General features: G+C 74.2%; 15 protein-coding genes. 9 read left to right on the top strand and 6 right to left on the bottom strand.

Annotation, left to right across the window (positions count from 1 at the left end; translation table 11 throughout):
* Window positions 1-108: 108 nt before the first annotated feature.
* The 3 genes from ACFVXG_RS23110 (at window position 109) to ACFVXG_RS23100 (ending at window position 3,521) form a co-directional block, all read left to right on the top strand.
* Entirely contained in the window at window positions 109-579 is a 471-nt protein-coding gene (locus tag ACFVXG_RS23110) for a BlaI/MecI/CopY family transcriptional regulator (RefSeq protein WP_387930228.1), read from the top strand.
* Window positions 579-1,712 (top strand): M48 family metalloprotease, encoded by a 1,134-nt coding sequence (locus ACFVXG_RS23105; RefSeq protein WP_387930226.1) that lies wholly within the window; start codon window positions 579-581, stop codon window positions 1,710-1,712. Before ACFVXG_RS23110 ends, ACFVXG_RS23105 begins: the two co-directional genes overlap by 1 nt.
* Window positions 1,713-2,033: 321 nt before the next feature.
* Entirely contained in the window at window positions 2,034-3,521 is a 1,488-nt protein-coding gene (locus ACFVXG_RS23100; RefSeq protein WP_387930224.1) for a GAF domain-containing protein, read from the top strand.
* 23 nt (window positions 3,522-3,544) lie between these two features.
* On the opposite strand, the gene ACFVXG_RS23095 is transcribed toward ACFVXG_RS23100, so the two are convergent.
* Window positions 3,545-4,045 (bottom strand): SsgA family sporulation/cell division regulator, encoded by a 501-nt coding sequence (locus tag ACFVXG_RS23095; RefSeq protein WP_387930222.1) that lies wholly within the window; start codon window positions 4,043-4,045, stop codon window positions 3,545-3,547.
* Between the two features lie 329 nt (window positions 4,046-4,374).
* Here ACFVXG_RS23095 and ACFVXG_RS23090 point away from each other — a divergent pair, with 329 nt between their 5' ends.
* The 5 genes from ACFVXG_RS23090 (at window position 4,375) to ACFVXG_RS23070 (ending at window position 9,564) form a co-directional block, all read left to right on the top strand.
* The gene (locus tag ACFVXG_RS23090; protein WP_387930220.1) at window positions 4,375-5,739 is read left to right on the top strand and encodes a hypothetical protein; all 1,365 of its coding nucleotides are present in this window, start codon (window positions 4,375-4,377) and stop codon (window positions 5,737-5,739) included.
* A gap of 158 nt (window positions 5,740-5,897) precedes the next feature.
* Window positions 5,898-7,214 (top strand): TerD family protein, encoded by a 1,317-nt coding sequence (locus tag ACFVXG_RS23085; protein ID WP_387930352.1) that lies wholly within the window; start codon window positions 5,898-5,900, stop codon window positions 7,212-7,214.
* A 204-nt stretch (window positions 7,215-7,418) separates the two neighbouring features.
* The gene (locus ACFVXG_RS23080) at window positions 7,419-8,384 is read left to right on the top strand and encodes an SGNH/GDSL hydrolase family protein (protein WP_387930218.1); all 966 of its coding nucleotides are present in this window, start codon (window positions 7,419-7,421) and stop codon (window positions 8,382-8,384) included.
* A gap of 83 nt (window positions 8,385-8,467) precedes the next feature.
* Entirely contained in the window at window positions 8,468-9,043 is a 576-nt protein-coding gene (locus tag ACFVXG_RS23075) for a GNAT family N-acetyltransferase (protein WP_387930216.1), read from the top strand.
* 32 nt (window positions 9,044-9,075) lie between these two features.
* On the top strand, window positions 9,076-9,564 hold the full coding sequence (locus tag ACFVXG_RS23070) for a GNAT family N-acetyltransferase (protein WP_387930214.1): 489 nt from the start codon (window positions 9,076-9,078) through the stop codon (window positions 9,562-9,564).
* Between the two features lie 5 nt (window positions 9,565-9,569).
* On the opposite strand, the gene ACFVXG_RS23065 is transcribed toward ACFVXG_RS23070, so the two are convergent.
* Window positions 9,570-10,262, bottom strand: coding sequence for an RraA family protein (locus tag ACFVXG_RS23065; RefSeq protein WP_387930213.1), 693 nt, complete (start codon window positions 10,260-10,262; stop codon window positions 9,570-9,572).
* A gap of 149 nt (window positions 10,263-10,411) precedes the next feature.
* Here ACFVXG_RS23065 and ACFVXG_RS23060 point away from each other — a divergent pair, with 149 nt between their 5' ends.
* Window positions 10,412-11,005 (top strand): Uma2 family endonuclease, encoded by a 594-nt coding sequence (locus ACFVXG_RS23060; RefSeq protein ID WP_387930211.1) that lies wholly within the window; start codon window positions 10,412-10,414, stop codon window positions 11,003-11,005.
* A gap of 62 nt (window positions 11,006-11,067) precedes the next feature.
* Here ACFVXG_RS23060 and ACFVXG_RS23055 read toward each other — a convergent pair whose 3' ends face one another.
* The 4 genes from ACFVXG_RS23055 to ACFVXG_RS23040 form a co-directional block, all read right to left on the bottom strand.
* Window positions 11,068-11,997 (bottom strand): proline dehydrogenase family protein, encoded by a 930-nt coding sequence (locus tag ACFVXG_RS23055; protein ID WP_387930209.1) that lies wholly within the window; start codon window positions 11,995-11,997, stop codon window positions 11,068-11,070.
* Window positions 11,998-12,152: 155 nt separating this feature from the next.
* Window positions 12,153-13,781 carry an L-glutamate gamma-semialdehyde dehydrogenase gene (pruA, locus tag ACFVXG_RS23050; protein ID WP_387930207.1) on the bottom strand — a complete coding sequence of 543 codons (1,629 nt, stop codon included), beginning with the start codon at window positions 13,779-13,781 and terminating at the stop codon, window positions 12,153-12,155.
* Window positions 13,782-14,029: 248 nt separating this feature from the next.
* Window positions 14,030-15,271: an FAD-dependent oxidoreductase gene (locus tag ACFVXG_RS23045; RefSeq protein WP_387930205.1), complete on the bottom strand. Its 1,242-nt coding sequence runs from the start codon at window positions 15,269-15,271 to the stop codon at window positions 14,030-14,032.
* Window positions 15,268-15,864, bottom strand: a complete 597-nt coding sequence (locus ACFVXG_RS23040) for a PadR family transcriptional regulator (RefSeq protein ID WP_387930204.1) — start codon at window positions 15,862-15,864, stop codon at window positions 15,268-15,270. Before ACFVXG_RS23040 ends, ACFVXG_RS23045 begins: the two co-directional genes overlap by 4 nt.
* Between the last annotated feature and the right edge of the window lie 124 nt (window positions 15,865-15,988).

Below are 15,988 nucleotides of genomic sequence, written 5' to 3'. Positions count from 1 at the left end.
GTACGTTGGGGGGCGGTCGCGCGAAACCACGGCGGACCCGCCCAGGACCGTCTACAGTGACGTAGACGGTCTACAAGACTGTAGACGATAACTGGAGGAAGCGCCGCCATGTCCGACGTACCGTCCGCCCGCCGGCCCGCCGGGGAGCTGGAGTCCGAGGTGCTGGCCGCCCTGTGGTCGGCCCGGCAGCCGATGACCCCGCAGGACGTCCAGACGGCGCTCGGCGGGGACCTCGCCCGCACCACCATCGCGACGATCCTGGCCCGGCTGCACGACAAGGGGACGGTCGAGCGCACCCGGGCCGGCCGCGCCTACGCCTACACCCCGACCGTCCAGGACACCGCGGGCCTCGCCGCCCGCCGGATGCACACCGAGCTCGGCCGCGAGGCCGACCGCTCCACCGTGCTCGCCCGCTTCGTCTCCGACCTCTCCGCCGAGGACGAGCAGCTGCTGCGCGACCTGCTCGGCGACGGCGACGGCAGCGGCGGCAGCAACGGCCACGGCACCGGCCACGGCACCGGCACCGTCAGCGGCGGCACCGGATCGGTGGGCGGGCCGGGATCGGCGGGCGCACCGTGATGATCGCCGTCTGGGCGCCGCTGCTGCTGCCCTTCCTGGCCGTCCCGCTCGCCCGCCGGCTCGCCGAGGCGCTGGCGCCCCGGGCCGCCGCCTGGCTGCTGGCCGGCACCGCCACCGTCCTGGCCGGCGGCACCCTCTGCTCGCTCGGGCTGCTCGCCGCCGCCGGACTGCTCCAGCTGCCCCCGGTCGCCGCCCTCGGCCACCTCTCGCTGCCCTGGCTCACCGCCGCCGCGCCCAGCGCCCCGCTCGCGGCCGCGGTGGCCGGCCTCGCCCTGGCCGCGCTCGCCGCGCTGGCGGTGCGGACGGCCCGCCGCCGACGCCTGGAACTGCGCACCGCCCGGGCCGCACTGCCCGTCCCGGGCCTGCCTTGCGGCGCCGAGGCTAACAGCGCCGAGTCAAACCGCGCCGGGACGAACGGCGACCAGCATCCGGACATGCGCCCCCGGCGCGCCCCGATGCGCCCGGCGCGCGCCGCGCGGGGGCCGCAGGACGCCGTCCGGCAGGCCCTGGCCCGGCTCCGGCACCCCGCCGACCACCCGCTCACCGTGCTGGACGACGAGCGCGCCGACGCCTTCGCCCTCCCCGGCCGCCTGGGCCGCCCTGGTCGGGAGGGCGAGCCCGGCCGGATCGTGGTCACCTCCGGGATGCTGCGCGCCCTCGACGGGCCCGAGCGCTCCGCCCTGCTCGCCCACGAACGCGCCCACCTGACCGGTCGGCACCACGTCTTCCTCGCCCTCGCCGAGCACGCCGCCGACCTCCACCCGGCGCTCCGCCGACTGCGCGCGCCCCTCGGGTACCACCTGGAGCGCTGGGCCGACGAGGTGGCCGCCGCCCGGGTCGGCGACCGCACCGTGACCGCCCGCGCGGTCGGCCGGGCCGCCCTCGCCGCGAGCCGTTCACCCTGGCCGGCCCGCCCCCGGCTGGTCGCCGCCGCCCACTCCGGCCCGGTCCCGCGCCGGGTCGCCGCCCTCCTCCAGCCCCGCCCCTCGACCACCCCGGCCACCCGGCTGCGGGCCGTCGCCCTGGCCCTGGCCGCCTGCCTGGCCCTGACCACCGGCGCCACCCTGGAGGCCACCGCCGACCTCCACCACACGGTCGAGGCCGCCCAGCACGAACCCGGCACGGAGCGCTAGCCGCCCGCGCCCGGAGCCCGGCAGGGGCCCCGGCCGGCCACGGCCCGGGGCCCTCGGCCGGTCACGGCAAGGGGCACGGCACGGAGCACCGCAAGGGGCACGGCAAGGCCCCTCGGCCGGTCACCTCAAGGCCCCTCGCCGCGCCACGGCACGGCCCCCGATCGGTCCCGGCACGAAGCCCCGCACCACCTCGGAGCCGTTTCCGTACCGACCGGTATCCGGACTTGGCAGACCCCATCCCCACACGCCCATCGCCCCCGTACGCTTTCGTCAGCGCGTCGACCCCGGCGCGGCCTCGAACGGCGGCGAGGAGCAACGCGAGTGCGGCAGACCGGACGGCAGTCCCGACGACCAGAGCGCCGCACCCCGCCGACCGCGGCGGAGCTGGCCAAGGTCCACGAGCGCACCCTCGCCGACGCCGCCGCCCGCGAACTCGCCCTCCCCGAGCCCGGCGCCCCCGGCACGCCGGGCCGGCTCGAACCCCGCCCCGAGATCGGCGACTCCTGGGCCCGGCTGCGCCGCCTCGGCCTCGACCCCGACGCCGGCGCCGCCTCCGTGCTGCTCGGCCCCGCCGAACTGGAGCAGCGCCGCCGGGCCAGCGGGCTCGACAACGTCATGCCGGTGCTGCGCGACACCCTGCTCGAACCGGTCGGCCAGGCGCCGCTGATCCTCGCCATCGCCGACGCCGAGGGCCACGTGCTCTGGCAGGAGGGCGAGCGGGGCCTGCGCCGCAGCGCCGACCGGATCGGCTTCGTCACGGGCGCCCGCTGGATCGAGGAGACCGTCGGCACCAACGGCATCGGCGTCGCGCTGCGCGCCCAGCGCCCGATGCACGTCCACTCCGCCGAGCACTACCTGCGCAGCCACCACACCTGGACCTGCGTGGCCGCGCCCGTGCACGACCCGGCCACCGGCCTGCTGGTCGGCGCCATCAACCTCAGCGGCCCGGCCCACAACGTCCGTCCGTACCTGCTCCAGCTCACCGCCACCGCCGCCCGGCTCGCCGAGACCGAGCTGCGCGCCCACCGCCTGGAGGCGCTGAACCAGCTGCGCACCCTGGCCGCCCCGCTGCTCGCCCGGGTCGGCGGACCGGCCCTGGTGGTGGACGCGGCCGGCTGGACCGCCGCCTCGGCCGGGCTGCCGCCGCGCGGCCGGCTGCGCATCCCCAGCGAGGGCTGGGCGCCGGCTGCCGTGCACTGGGTGCCGGGCCTGGGCGAGTGCGTGCTGGAGCCGCTCGCGGACGGCTGGCTGGTGCGGCCCGTCCGCCCGCCCGAGGCGGACGGCTCCGGCACGGTGACCGCCGAACGGGCCGAGGGCGCCCGGCTCCGGCTCGACCTGCGCCGGCCGGACCGTCCCGAACTGTCCGTCCGGGGCGCCGCCGACAGCTGGTCGCACCCGGTCAGCCCGCGCCACGCCGAACTGCTGCTGCTGCTCGCCACCGCCCGCGAGGGCAGCACCGCGGCCCAGTTGGCCGAGGCGCTGTTCGGCGACGCGGGGCGGACGGTCACGGTCCGCGCCGAACTGTCCCGGCTGCGCCGCTACCTGGGCGGCCTGCTGGCCCACCGGCCGTACCGCTTCGCCGACTCGGTGGTGGTCACGGTGGAGGGGCCGGCGGATCCGTTCGACCTGCTGCCCGCCTCCACCGCGCCCGCGGTACGGCGGCTGCGGACGGACCTGGTGGCGGGCCTGGTCCGGCTGCCCGGTGCGGCGGCACCCGTGCCGTCACCGCGCCACGGCGGGGGCCCGCCGGTCTCGGGCCCGCCGGTCGCGGGCGGCCCGGTCGCGGGCGCGCCGACCTCGGCCGGATAGGCCGCGAACGGCGGCTCCGGCCCTCAGCCGCCCGCGAGCAGCGCGGCCAACTGGGCGTCGGTGGGCCCGCAGTCGCGCTCGGCCTCGACCGAGACCAGCGCGTAGGTGCGGTCCAGCCAGGCCTGTACCCGGGGCTTGGAGGCCTCCAGCAGGGCGCTGCCGTGCGGGGATTCGAGCGCCAGGTGCAGCGTCGAGCCGTGGCAGGGGCAGTAGGCAGGCCACAGCTTGACGTCGCCCTGGCCGCTCAGCGTCTGCAGTCCGTCGCGCAGCAGGTCGCGGGAGAACACCCAGTCCGCCTCGTCCGGACGCCCCAGGTGGAAGGTCAGCAGCACCTCGTAGGGACGTGCGGCCTCGAAGCGGAACCGGGTGCGCACCTCGCCGATCACTTCGTCGCCCAGCGAGATCCGCAGCGTCAGCACCTCCTCCACCGCCGCCGGAGCGGCGGTGGAGCCGCCCCCATCGCCGCCCGTGGGGGTGGCGGCGAGGGGGGCACTGGAGGCTGCGGACAGCGGGTCGGGCGGCATGACGGTCTCTCCGGGAACGGCGCGGGATGCCATCAGCCTGCGCCACCCGCGGCCGGGCGGGCAAGGGTTGCAAGGGGGTTGCAATAACCCCTCTCCGGGCCGACCACCCCTTACCAGGAATATCAGACGGACCGTCAACTTCCGCTCATCGAACGGATGTCCGGAAAATGGAGGGATTCTGTCCGCCGTCCGGCCACCCGCTGGTACGCTCTCCCCCTCCCGACGCGGGCCCGCGGCGGGACCGGTCCGGGGCGGCCGGATCCGGGCCCGGTGGCACTGCGTGGGAGAATGCGGCGACGCGACGGCGGCTTCGGGGAGGGAGGGGTCCGGTGGCTGTGCGTGGGGACACCACGCGGGACGTGCAGCACGAACCCGCACGGCAGGGTCGACACGGTCGGCCGCGCCCGTTCGGCGGCCGGCTCCGGCTGCCCACCCTGCGCTTCTCCGGCGCCGCGATGGCGATGTCCACCGTGGTCGGCATCAGCATCGCCACCACCCTCCTGCTGAACGAGCAGCAGGGCATCGGCCGTCGGGCCGGCGTGGCCCGGGTCGGCACCACCCCGCCGCCCAGCCCGAGCGGCACCGACCAGGCCGAGGCCGCCTCCGAGCGCACCACGGACACTCCCCCGCCCTCCGGCCGTCCGCACGAGCCGAAGCCCTCAGGGCACCCCTCCTCGCACCCGTCCGCTCCGGCCAACGCCGCGGCCACGCCGCCCTCCGGCCTGCGCGCCGGGACGGCCGCCCCGGTCACGCCGTCGACGGGCGGTCAGGCCTCCGCCGGGCACGACCCGCACCCCTCGACCAGCACCCCGGCGGACGGGGCCTCCCCCTCCACCCAGCCGCCCACGTCCGCCGACCCGGCCACGCCCGGCACCGGACAGCCGGGTACGGGACAGCCGGGCACCGGGCAGCCGGACGCGGGGACGGCCGATGCCGGGCAGTCCCCGCACCCGCCCACGCTCCACCCGCCCGCACTCCAGCCGGCCGGGCCGGGCCGCCCCGGCGCCGCCCTCCCCGGCCCGAGCCGCCCGCTGCCGCCACCCCTCACCGTCCCGGGCCCGAACACGGGCTCCGGACCGGACGGTTCCGGCACCGACGCCGCCACCGGCGGAGCCACCCCCGGCGCCTTCGGCAACACCGACGCCGCCGACTCCGCCGACCCGGAGGCCGACCAGGCCCTGGCCGGCACCGGCCTGACCACCGCCGTCGGCCGGGACGGCCTCCGGCACGCGCTCCACCTCACCGTGGCCGAGCCGGTCACCGCACTACAGGCCGAATTCCGGCTCGCCCCGGGCGAGTTGGCCTCCGCCACCGGCACCGCCTGGACCAACCTGCCGGGCGCCGTGGTGACCACCCAGCAGGAGCGCGGCACCCTGGTCTACCGCTTCACCACCCCGCCCGGCACCGACGTCGAGCCCGGCCGCTACGGCTTCGTGGTGCGCGGCACCCGCCCGGCCGAGCCACACGGCCCGCTGCGCAAGCCGGCCCCGCAGGAGAGCTGGAACGCCGCGGCCTTCGGCATCGACCACCCCCGGGCGGTCGCCGCACTCGGCGGCTTCGGCCCGTCGGCGGCGCAGTCGGCACCGCAGTCGGCACCGCAGGCCGTCCAGCAGCCCGTCCAGCAGTCAGCGCCGCGACCCGCCCAGCGCGTCGCACCCCAGGCCGTCCCGCCGTCGGCGCCCCGCACCCGCTGACCTCCCCTCGGCCGGTCCGATCGTCCGACGATCGGCCGGCTCCCGGGCTCATCCCCGTACCCCCGTTCGTTACTGTGAGCAGCACCCGGCCCGGCGGCCCCACCGGCCCCGGCCCGGGCCGTCGTTCCGCACCCGAGGAGGAGTCCTTGTCCACCGTCCTGACCCAAGGCGGCAACGCACCGCTGACCGCCGCGCGGGTGACCGTCGAGGTCACCGCGCCCAAGGCGCTGGACGTCTCCGGCCTGCTGCTGACCGACGCCGGCAAGGTCCGCTCGGACGCCGACTTCGTCTTCTTCAACGCCCCGCACGGCCCGGGCGTCAGCCTCCGCCCGGCCTCCGCCGGAGCACCGGACGCGATCACCGTCGACACCCTGAGCGTCCCCGCCGACATCAGCAAGGTCGTGGTCACCGCCAGCCCGGCCGACCAGTCCGCGACCTTCGCCGGGATCGAGCCCACCGCCACCGTCCGGGACGCCGACACCGGCGCCGTGCTGGTCACCTTCACCCCGCCCCGGCTGGGCCTGGAGACCGCGCTGATCGTGGTCGAGGTCTACCGGCGCAACGGGGTCTGGAAGGTGCGCGCGGTCGGCCAGGGCTACGCCGACGGCCTGGCGGGCATCGCCACCGACTTCGGCGTCACGGTCGACGACTCCCCGACCCCGCCCCCGGCCGCGCAGCCGAGCGCACCGACCGTCCAGATGCACTCCCCGGCCGCCCCGCCGCTGCCTCCCGTACCGCCGGTCCCGCCGGTTCCGCCCGTGCCCCCGGTCCCGCCGGTCCCGCCGGTCCCCGCGCTCGACCCCCGGATCGCCCTGGCCACCGTCCCGTCCATGCCCGCCGCGCCCCCGGAGCCCCCGGCACCGGTCCCCGCCCCCGCTGCCACCCCCGCCGACCGCCCCAAGGTCACCCTGGACAAGGGTCGGGTCAGCCTGGTCAAGGGCAGCTCCGTCTCCCTGGTGAAAAACGGCCGCCCCTTCCTCTCCTCCGTCCGGATGGCCCTCGGCTGGGAGTCCGCCGCCCGCGGCCGCGACATCGACCTGGACGCCTCCTGCCTCGCCTTCGACGCCAAGCACCAGCGCCTGGAGACGGCCTGGTTCATGAAGCTGACCATCTTCAACGGCGCGATCGCCCACTCCGGTGACAACCTGGTCGGCGGCGACGGCGGCGACGACGAGGCGATCACCGTCCACCTGGACGGCCTGCCGGCCGAGGTCCACGCGCTGGTGTTCGTGGTCAACTCCTTCTCCGGCCAGAAGTTCACCGAGCTGCGGAACGCCTACTGCCGCCTGGTGGACGCGCGCACCGAGGAGGAGCTGGTCCGCTTCGACCTCACCCAGTCCGAGCCGCGCACCGGCGTGGTGATGTGCAAGCTGGTCCGCCGCCCCACCGGCGAGTGGGAGATGACGGCGCTCGGCGAGTTCGTCGACGGCAAGACCGCCCGGGCGATGATCGAGCCCTCCGCCGCCCTCCTCTGATCCTGAACGTCTGAGCCCGACCGCCTGATCCCGACCGCCTGATCCCGACCGACTGACTCCGAACGTCAAAGCCACGCCCGCGAATTCACCCTCCTGAGGCATCAAGTCGTCCACGGATCGACTCGATTGACTCTCCGGGGGGTGAATCGCGCTCTCCCTCGCAGTCCTGCACCCGCAACACCGTGCACCCGTGGAGGAGAGACCGTGCCCCGCTTCCCGTCCCGCCTCGCCGTCGCCGGCACCGCCGTGGCCCTCACCCTCGGCCTGATCACCCCCACCGCCGCCCACGCCGCCGCCAAGCCCGCCGTCCGCGCCACCGCGCTGGAGTGGGTCGCCCTCGGCGACTCGTACACCGCGGGCATCATCGAGGCCACCGGCGAGCTGACCGCACCCCAGGACGGCTGCGCCCGCACCACCGGCTCCTACCCCGAGCTCCTCCGCCGCGACCTCGGCTCCCTGGTCGACCTCCACAACGTCAGTTGCAGCGGCGCCGCCACCCCGGACGTCTACGCGAACAAGCAGAGCCCGCTCGGCCGCCCGCTCCCGCCGCTCGGCACCGACCCCAACGCCCCCTACCCGCCCGTCCCGCCGCAGATCGACGCCGTCACCCCGGACACCGAACTGATCACCGTGGGCATCGGCGGCAACGACCTCGGCTTCGGCCAGATCCTCAAGGACTGCGTCGAGCTCGGTGCCACCAACTTCGGCCAGGGCACGCCCTGCAAGGACAAGTACGACGCCCAACTGCCCGGCCGGTTCGACCAGCTGCGCGCGGACCACAACCGGATGCTCGACGCGCTGCACGTCAAGGCCCCGTTCGCCAGGCTCGTCAGTGTCGGCTACCCGCACCTCATCCCCGAGGACGCGACCCTCTGCAAGTACGGAGACCTGCTCCAGTTCGCCACCTTCACCACCGGGGACCTCGCCTGGGCCCGCTCCGGCATCCTGGAGCCGCTCAACGCGCTCATCGCGCACGACACCACCGCCCACGGCGACACCTTCGTGAACCTCTACTCCTCCACCGAGGGCCACAGCGCCTGCGACACCGACCACTGGCTGGACGGCGTGCTGACCAGCATCGTCCCGCTCAAGTACGCGCTGGTGCACCCGAACGCCAAGGGCCAGGCCCACGCCGCCGCCCGGCTCGAGGACGCCCTCCGGGGCGACTGACCGACCGCACCGCACCCGGCGAGCGGGCGGGCAGGCGCCGAAATCCCGTTGCCCCGCCCGCCGCCCGGTGCTCCAATCCCCCCGTGCCCCCGCTCCTCACCACCGACCGCCTGGTCCTGCGCCGCTTCACCCCCGCGGACGCCGACGACCTCGCCACCCTGCACGCGAACCCGGCCGTGATGCGTTTCATCGACGACGGCTGGGCGGCCCGGCCCGAGACCGTCTTCGCCGAGACCCTCCCGGCGATCCTCCGCAGCTACGCCCAACTCCCGCCCGGCCACGGCTGGTTCGTCATCGCCACCCGCTCCGACGGCGACTTCCTCGGCTGGGTCTCACTGCGCCCCGCGAACAGCCCCGGCCTGAGCGAGTACACCGGCAGCGAGCTCGGCTACCGGCTCCGGCCCACCGCCTGGGGCCAGGGCTACGCCACCGAGGCGGTGCGGGCCCTCGTCCGGCACGCCTTCGACGAGCTGGGCGCGCCCAGGGTGGTCGCCACCACCATGGCCGTCCACACCGCCTCGCGCCGGGTCCTGGCGAAGGCCGGGCTCCGGTACGTCCGCACCTTCACCACGGACTGGCCCGACCCGATCCCCGGCTCCGAGCACGGCGACGTCGAGTACGCCCTCACCCGTGCGGACCTGGCCGCGGAAAACCGGTAGCCCGACCGCCCGTTCGGGCTCATCCTGGTCGGATGATCATCCGCGAAGCCACCCCCGAGGACTGGCCGGCCATCTGGCCCTTCTTCCAGGCCGTCGTCGCCGCCGGCGAGACCTTCCCCTACCCCCTGGACATGCCCTCCGAGCTGGGCCGGGAGTGGTGGATGAAGACCGCCCCCGACCGCACGGTGGTCGCCGTCGACGAGGACGGCACGGTCCTCGGCACCGCCACCATGAACCGCAACCGCCCCGGCAACGGCGGGCACGTGGCCAGCGCCAGCTACCTGGTCGACCCGGCGCACCAGGGCAAGGGCGTCGGGCGGGCCCTGGTCGAGTACACCCTCGGCTGGGCCCGAGCGGCGGGCTTCCGCGCCATGCAGTTCAACGCCGTGGTCGCCAACAACCACCACGCCGTCGCGCTCTACCGGTCGCTGGGCTTCGAGGTCGTCGGCACCGTCCCCGAGGCCTTCCACCACCCGGTCGACGGTTACGTCGGCCTGCACGTCATGTACCGCCCGCTGTAGGCGGCTCACTCCTCGATCGCGCCGCCGACCCGCCGCAGGTGCTGCCGGAAGCTGTACGACGGGTCGGCGGCGCGCCGCTCCAGGAACTCCTCGAAGCGGGTCTGCTTCCGCAGGGTGTCCCCGGCGACGATCCGCTCCGCCTGCGCCCGCTCGACGGCGGCGATCGCCGCGGCCGTCTCCAGCACCTCCCCGGCCCGGTCGGCGGGCACGAACAGCACCCCGTCCGGGTCCGCGAACACCACGTCCCCGACGCCCACCAGGTGCGGCCCGAACCGCGCCGACTCCAGCGCCTCCGGCTCCCGCCCGTCCAGCCGCAGCGGCCCCACCGGCAGCGCGCCGTAGCTGAACACCGGCAGCCCGATCGCCACCAGCTCGGGCGTGTCCCGGTGCAGCCCCCACACCACGATCCCGGCCACCCCGGCGGCCCGCGCCTCCAGCACCGCGAGGTCCCCGATGCAGGCCTCGTCGGTCCGCCCGCCGTTGTCGATCACCAGCACGTCCCCGTCCAGCGCCGCCCCGTACGCCTCCAGGAACACGTCCACGCTCCCGTAGTGCCGCACCGGCAGCACCCGCCCCGCCACCCGCGCCCCGGCCACCACCGCCCCCACCCCCACCGGCGCCGCCCGCACCCCCACCCCGAGCCGCACACAGGCGTCCGCCACCAACGGCGTCGACAACCCCTCGAACTCCCTCTGCATCCCCAACTCCTCCCACACAAAGCCCGGTTGACCAGCATCGAAATCCTATGCCGGACCTCAAACTCACACCATCGGGTGAAAGTCCGCCGTGTCCTGCATAACCCGATCGAAGGGCGAATAGCGTGACGTCCATCCGAAGGAGGGGCATCATGAGTGCTGTGGCGCATGAGCAACCGATCACGAACTCCCCATCGCAGGCCGACATCCTGCTGGAGAGCTTCCTGAGCCTGCACTCCCCCGAAGGCTTCCGGGCTGAGCTCATCGAGGGAGAGATCATCGTGGCACCACCGCCGGACGGCGATCACGAGGACTACATCGACCTGCTGATCGACCAGGTGAAGGCAAAGTCCAAGGTCCATATGCAAGTGTCCGGCGGCAAGGGCCTCCGCTTGGTGAGCGGTGGCCTCTGCCCCAAGAACCACGTCATCCCGGACGCCACCTTTGCTCCCAGGGAACTCCGCCTGTTCCGCGGCGCCCCGTCCTGGATGGAACCGGACGGCGTGGCCCTGGTCGCCGAGGTCACCTCGGCCAAGCCCGATCTGGACCGCATCGCCAAGCGGCACTGCTACGCCCGGGCCGGAATCCCCCTCTACCTCCTCGTCGACCGCGAGAAGTCCCAGCTCAGCCTGTTCTGCAAGCCTCATCGGGACGAGTACACCGAAGTCCACCTGGCCGCATTCGGCGAGCCGCTCGCCCTCCCCGCCCCGTTCGAGTTCGAGCTGGACACCAAGGACTTCCTCTGACGAAAACGGAACGGCCCGCACCCCCCGTCAGGGGTGCGGGCCGTTCCCACCTGCCGCCGTGGTCAGCTACGGGTGGCCATGGCGCGCAGGAAGAAGGTGAGGTTGGCCGGGCGCTCGGCGAGGCGGCGCATGAAGTAGCCGTACCACTCCTGGCCGTACGGGAGGTAGACCCGCATGGTGTTGCCCTCCTCCGCGAGGCGCAGCTGCTCCTCGGGGCGGATGCCGAACAGCATCTGGTACTCGAAGGAGTCCCGGGTGCGGTTGTTCCACTGGGCCAGCTGGCCGGCGATCTTGATCATGTTGGGGTCGTGCGAGGCGATCATCGGGTAGCCCTCGCCGGCCATCAGGATCTTGAGCGCGCGGACGTACGCGAGGTCGACCTCGTGCTTGCCCTGGAAGGCGACCGACTCGGGCTCCTTGTAGGCGCCCTTGCACAGGCGCACGCGCGAGCCGGCGCCGGAGAACTCACGGCAGTCGGCCTCGGTGCGGCGCAGGTAGGCCTGGAGGACGACGCCCAGCCAGGGGAAGTCCGCCCGCAGCTCACGCGCGATGGCGAGGGTGGAGTCGGTGGTGGTGTGGTCCTCCATGTCGAGGGTCACCGTGGTGCCGGCGTCGGCGGCGGCCTCGCAGATGCGGCGGGCGTTCTCCAGCGCGATCTTCTCGCCGTCCACCGGCAGGAACTGGCCGACGGCCGACAGCTTGACGGACACCTCGGCGCCGGCCGCGAGGCCGGTCTCCTTGAGGGCCGTGAGCAGGTGCTCGTAGGCCTCGGCGGTGCCGGCGGCCTGGGCGGCGTCCTTGGTGTCCTCGCCGAGGTGGTCGAGGGTGACCTTGCGGCCGGTGGCGACCAGGTCGTCGGTCGCGGTGACGGCGTCGTCGAGGACGTCACCGGCGACGAAGCGCTCGACTATCGCGTGGGTCGGCGGGAACTTCTCGACCACGGTGCGGACCTGGGGGGACCGGGAGGCCGCGAGAAGGGCGGAACGGAGCATCGTGACTCCTGGAGCTGGTGTTTCCAAGGGTGGCAGAAAGGGCCGGGGCGGCGGTACGGGGGTGAGCCGCCGCCCCGGCGGGGCGGCGCCCGGCTGCGGGGCCGGGCGTCGCGGGTGACCGTTGGCTACTGGCGCAGAGCGGTCGGGGGGGCTGGTCAGCCCATGTGCGGGTAGCGGTAGTCCGTCGGCGGGACGAAGGTCTCCTTGACCGAGCGGGTCGAGGTCCAGCGCGCCAGGTTCTGCTTGGCGCCGGCCTTGTCGTTCGTCCCGGAGGCGCGGCCGCCGCCGAAGGGCTGCTGGCCGACGACGGCGCCGGTCGGCTTGTCGTTGATGTAGAAGTTGCCGGCGGCGAAGCGCAGCTTGTGCATCGCGTCCTGGGCCGCGGCGCGGTCCTGGGCGATGATGGCGCCGGTCAGGCCGTAGGCCGACACGGACTCCATCTGGGCCAGCATCTCGTCGTACTTCTCGTCCTCGTAGACGTACACGGCGAGGATCGGGCCGAAGTACTCCTCGCGGAAGTACTCCGAGGCCGGGTCCTGGCAGACCAGGACGGTCGGGCGGACGAAGTAGCCGACCGAGTCGTCGTACGTGCCGCCGGCGAGGACCTCGACGGAGGCGTCGGCCTGGGCGCGGTCGATGGCGGCCTTGTTCTTGGCGAAGGCGCGCTCGTCGATGACGGCCGACATGAAGTTGGACAGGTCGCTGACGTCGCCCATGGTGAGGCCGTCGACCTCGGCGGCGAACTCGTCCTTGAGGCCGGCCCAGAGCGAGGCGGGGACGTAGGCGCGGGAGAGCGCCGAGCACTTCTGGCCCTGGAACTCGAAGGCGCCGCGGGTCATCGCGGTCTTCAGCACGGCCGGGTCGGCGGACGGGTGGGCGACCAGGAAGTCCTTGCCGCCGGTCTCGCCGACGATCCGCGGGTAGGTGCGGTAGCCGGCGATGTTCTCGCCCACGGAGCGCCACAGGTGCTGGAAGGTGGCGGTGGAGCCGGTGAAGTGGATGCCGGCCAGCGCGGGGTGCTTGAGCGCGACGGCGGAGACGTCCAGGCCGTCGCCGGTCACCATGTTGATGACGCCCTTGGGCAGCCCGGCCTCCTCCAGCAGCTGCATCAGCAGGTGCGCGGAGAACTGCTGGGTGGGGGACGGCTTCCACAGCACCACGTTGCCCATCAGCGCGGGCGCGGTCGGCAGGTTGCCGGCGATCGCGGTGAAGTTGAACGGGGTGATCGCGTAGACGAAGCCCTCCAGCGGGCGGTGGTCGCTGCGGTTCCACACGCCGTCCGAGGAGATCGGCTGCTCGGCCATGATCTGGCGGGCGAAGTGCACGTTGAAGCGCAGGAAGTCGACCAGCTCGCAGGGGGTGTCGATCTCGGCCTGCTGGGCGGTCTTGGACTGGCCGAGCATGGTGGCGGCGGCCAGGGTCTCGCGCCAGGGGCCGGCCAGCAGGTCGGCGGCCTTGAGGAAGATCGCGGCGCGGGAGTCGAAGGAGAGCGCCTGCCAGGCCGGGGCAGCGGCCAGGGCAGTGTCGATGGCCTCCTGCGCGTCGGCCTGGGTGGCGTTGCGCAGGGTGCCGAGCCGAGCCGCGTGGTTGTGCGGCTGGACGACGTGGAACTCGGTGCCGCCGCCCATCCGGCGCTCACCGTTGATCGTCATGGTCAGCTGGACCGGCTCCTGGCCGCCCAGCTCCTTCAGCTTGGCCTCCAGGCGAGCCCGTTCGGGGCTGCCGGGGGCGTAGCTGTGGACCGGCTCGTTCACCGGCGCGGGGACCTGGGTCACAGCATCCATGAAGCGCACGCTCTCCTTCGTTCTGTGCGGGGGAAGGCCTGCGCGGGTCGCGCCCAGGCCACAGCACGAACGCTATTCCTGGCCGCCCGGCCACTTGATTGGCCGGGCGGCTAAAGTCCCCCGTACGGCGTTGTCCGGCCCGACGAAAGCGGTCACGCGACGGTCACGACCGCCCGTCAGGCGGCCCGCCCGGCCCGGCCCCGCTGCCCCGCCCGCCCCACCTGCCCTGCCTGCCCTGCCTGCCCCGCCTACCCCACCGACGCCGCCCGACCCACCGGCGCCACCCGCCGCTCCCAGTCGATCCGGTACCCGTGCACCGGCCGGAGCATCTTCTCCGGGCTCATGAAGGTCCGCATCATGATCGGCGCGACCAGCCGGAACAGCAGCCGCCCGACCGGCCCGGAGGCCTTCTGGTTGTTGGTGCGCTCGGCGTCGGCCGCGATCTTCTCCACCCGGGGCCGGCGCAGCGCCTCGTACGCGGCGAAGGCCTCGGTGTGGTCGGGCAGGTCGCGCAGGCAGCGGGCGAGTTCGACGGCGCTCTCGACGGCCAGCGAGACGCCCTGGCCGGAGCTGTTGGACGGCGCGTGCACCGAGTCGCCGACCAGCACCATCCGGCCGCGGTACCAGTGCGGGACGGACGGCATGATCTCCAGCCGGGGGAAGGTCTCGACCGTCCCGGCGTCGGCCGTCCGCAGCACCTCGCGGGCGGGCAGGTCGTCGGCGTGCAGCTCGCGGCAGCGGCGCAGCCAGTCCTCCCGGCTGACGGCGCGGGCCTGTTCGGCGGTGAGCTGCTCGGGCTGCGGGATGTTGCTGAACCAGGCGGTGCCGGCGCCGTCGGGCAGGGCCCAGTAGCCGAAGAAGGCGCGGGCGCCGTTGGCGAAGTGCATGGTCTCGCCGCGTCCGGCCCGGCCGGGGAGCCGGTACGGGCTGTAGCCGCCGACGCCGAGCAGGCCGGTGTAGCGGGCGGCGGGCGCGGCCGGGTCGATCAGGGTGCGGACGGTGGAGCCGGTGCCGTCGGTGCCGATCAGCAGGTCGCCGGTGGCGCTGGTGCCGTCGGCGAACCGCGCGGTGATCCCGTCGGCGCTCTCCTCCGCGCCCACCAGCCGTTTGCCGCACCGGACTTGGAGACCGGCCTCGGCCAGCCGCCGTTGCAGGACCCGGTACAGCTCGGCGCGGCGCATCACCCGCCCGCGGGGCAGGTCGGCGAGGCCGGTGAACTCGGCCAGGACGCCGCCCTTGCCGTCCTCGATCAGCATCGGCCCGATCGGCTGGCCGATCCCGTCGACCTCGGCCCCCAGCCCGACGGCGGCCAGGGCGCCGAGCCCGTTGGGGGCGATCATGAAGGTTCCGCCGATGCCCTCGGCGGAGGTCTCGTAGGCCTCGAAGACCTCCGCCTCGATGCCGGCCCGGCGCAGGGCCAGCGCCGTCACCGGTCCGGCGATGCCGCCGCCGATGACCAGGGCCTTCCTGGGTGTACGCGGTGCGCTCATTGCAGACTCCCGAAGTACTCCTGCCAGGTCCGGACGAAGTCCGGCTCCTGGAGCTGGGTGACGAGGCGCTCGACGAAGGCGATCTCGGTCTCCAGGCCGCCGACCCGGTACTCCTCCTCGATCAGGAAGAGCCAGCCGACGCCCTCCTCGGTGGCCTTGCGCAGCGCCGCCCGGATCTCCGCCACCTCGGCGGTCAGGGCGGCCCGGCGCCGCTCCAGGAGCTCCACGGACTCGGCCGGCGGGAGCACCATGAGCAGCGACAGCGAGACCCCGAACGCGGGGTACTCGTGCTGCGGTTCGGCGACGAGTTCGCGCATCCAGTCGTAGAGCTCCGCCTTCCCCTCCCCGGTGAGGGCGTAGACGGTGCGCTCGGGCCGCTGGGTGTCGCGGACGGTCTCCTGCTCGGCGACGAACCCGGCCTTCCGCAGCTGCTCCACGACCATGTACAGCGAGCTGCGGTTGTACTTGATGTTGCGGTCCTTGGCGTGTTCCTTGAGCCGGCGACCCATCTCGTACGGATGCATCGGCCCGGCCAGGAGTTCGGCCAGGACCGCGAGAGCCAGCGGGTTCGACACCTTGCGTCGCTTCGCCACGAGACATCCTCATCTCTTGGTCAGTACCGACTATCCATCCCTGAATAGTCAGAGTCAACTATTTACGAATGACGGACCTCAACCCTGTCCGTCCGGCTAAAATCAACCACACACCGTTGTCCGA

The sequence above is a fragment of the Kitasatospora sp. NPDC058162 genome, from assembly GCF_042884005.1.
Taxonomy (GTDB): Bacteria; Actinomycetota; Actinomycetes; order Streptomycetales; family Streptomycetaceae; genus Kitasatospora.
Note: the sequence above shows the minus strand (reverse complement) of the source record. Positions and strands in the feature narration are given on the sequence as shown.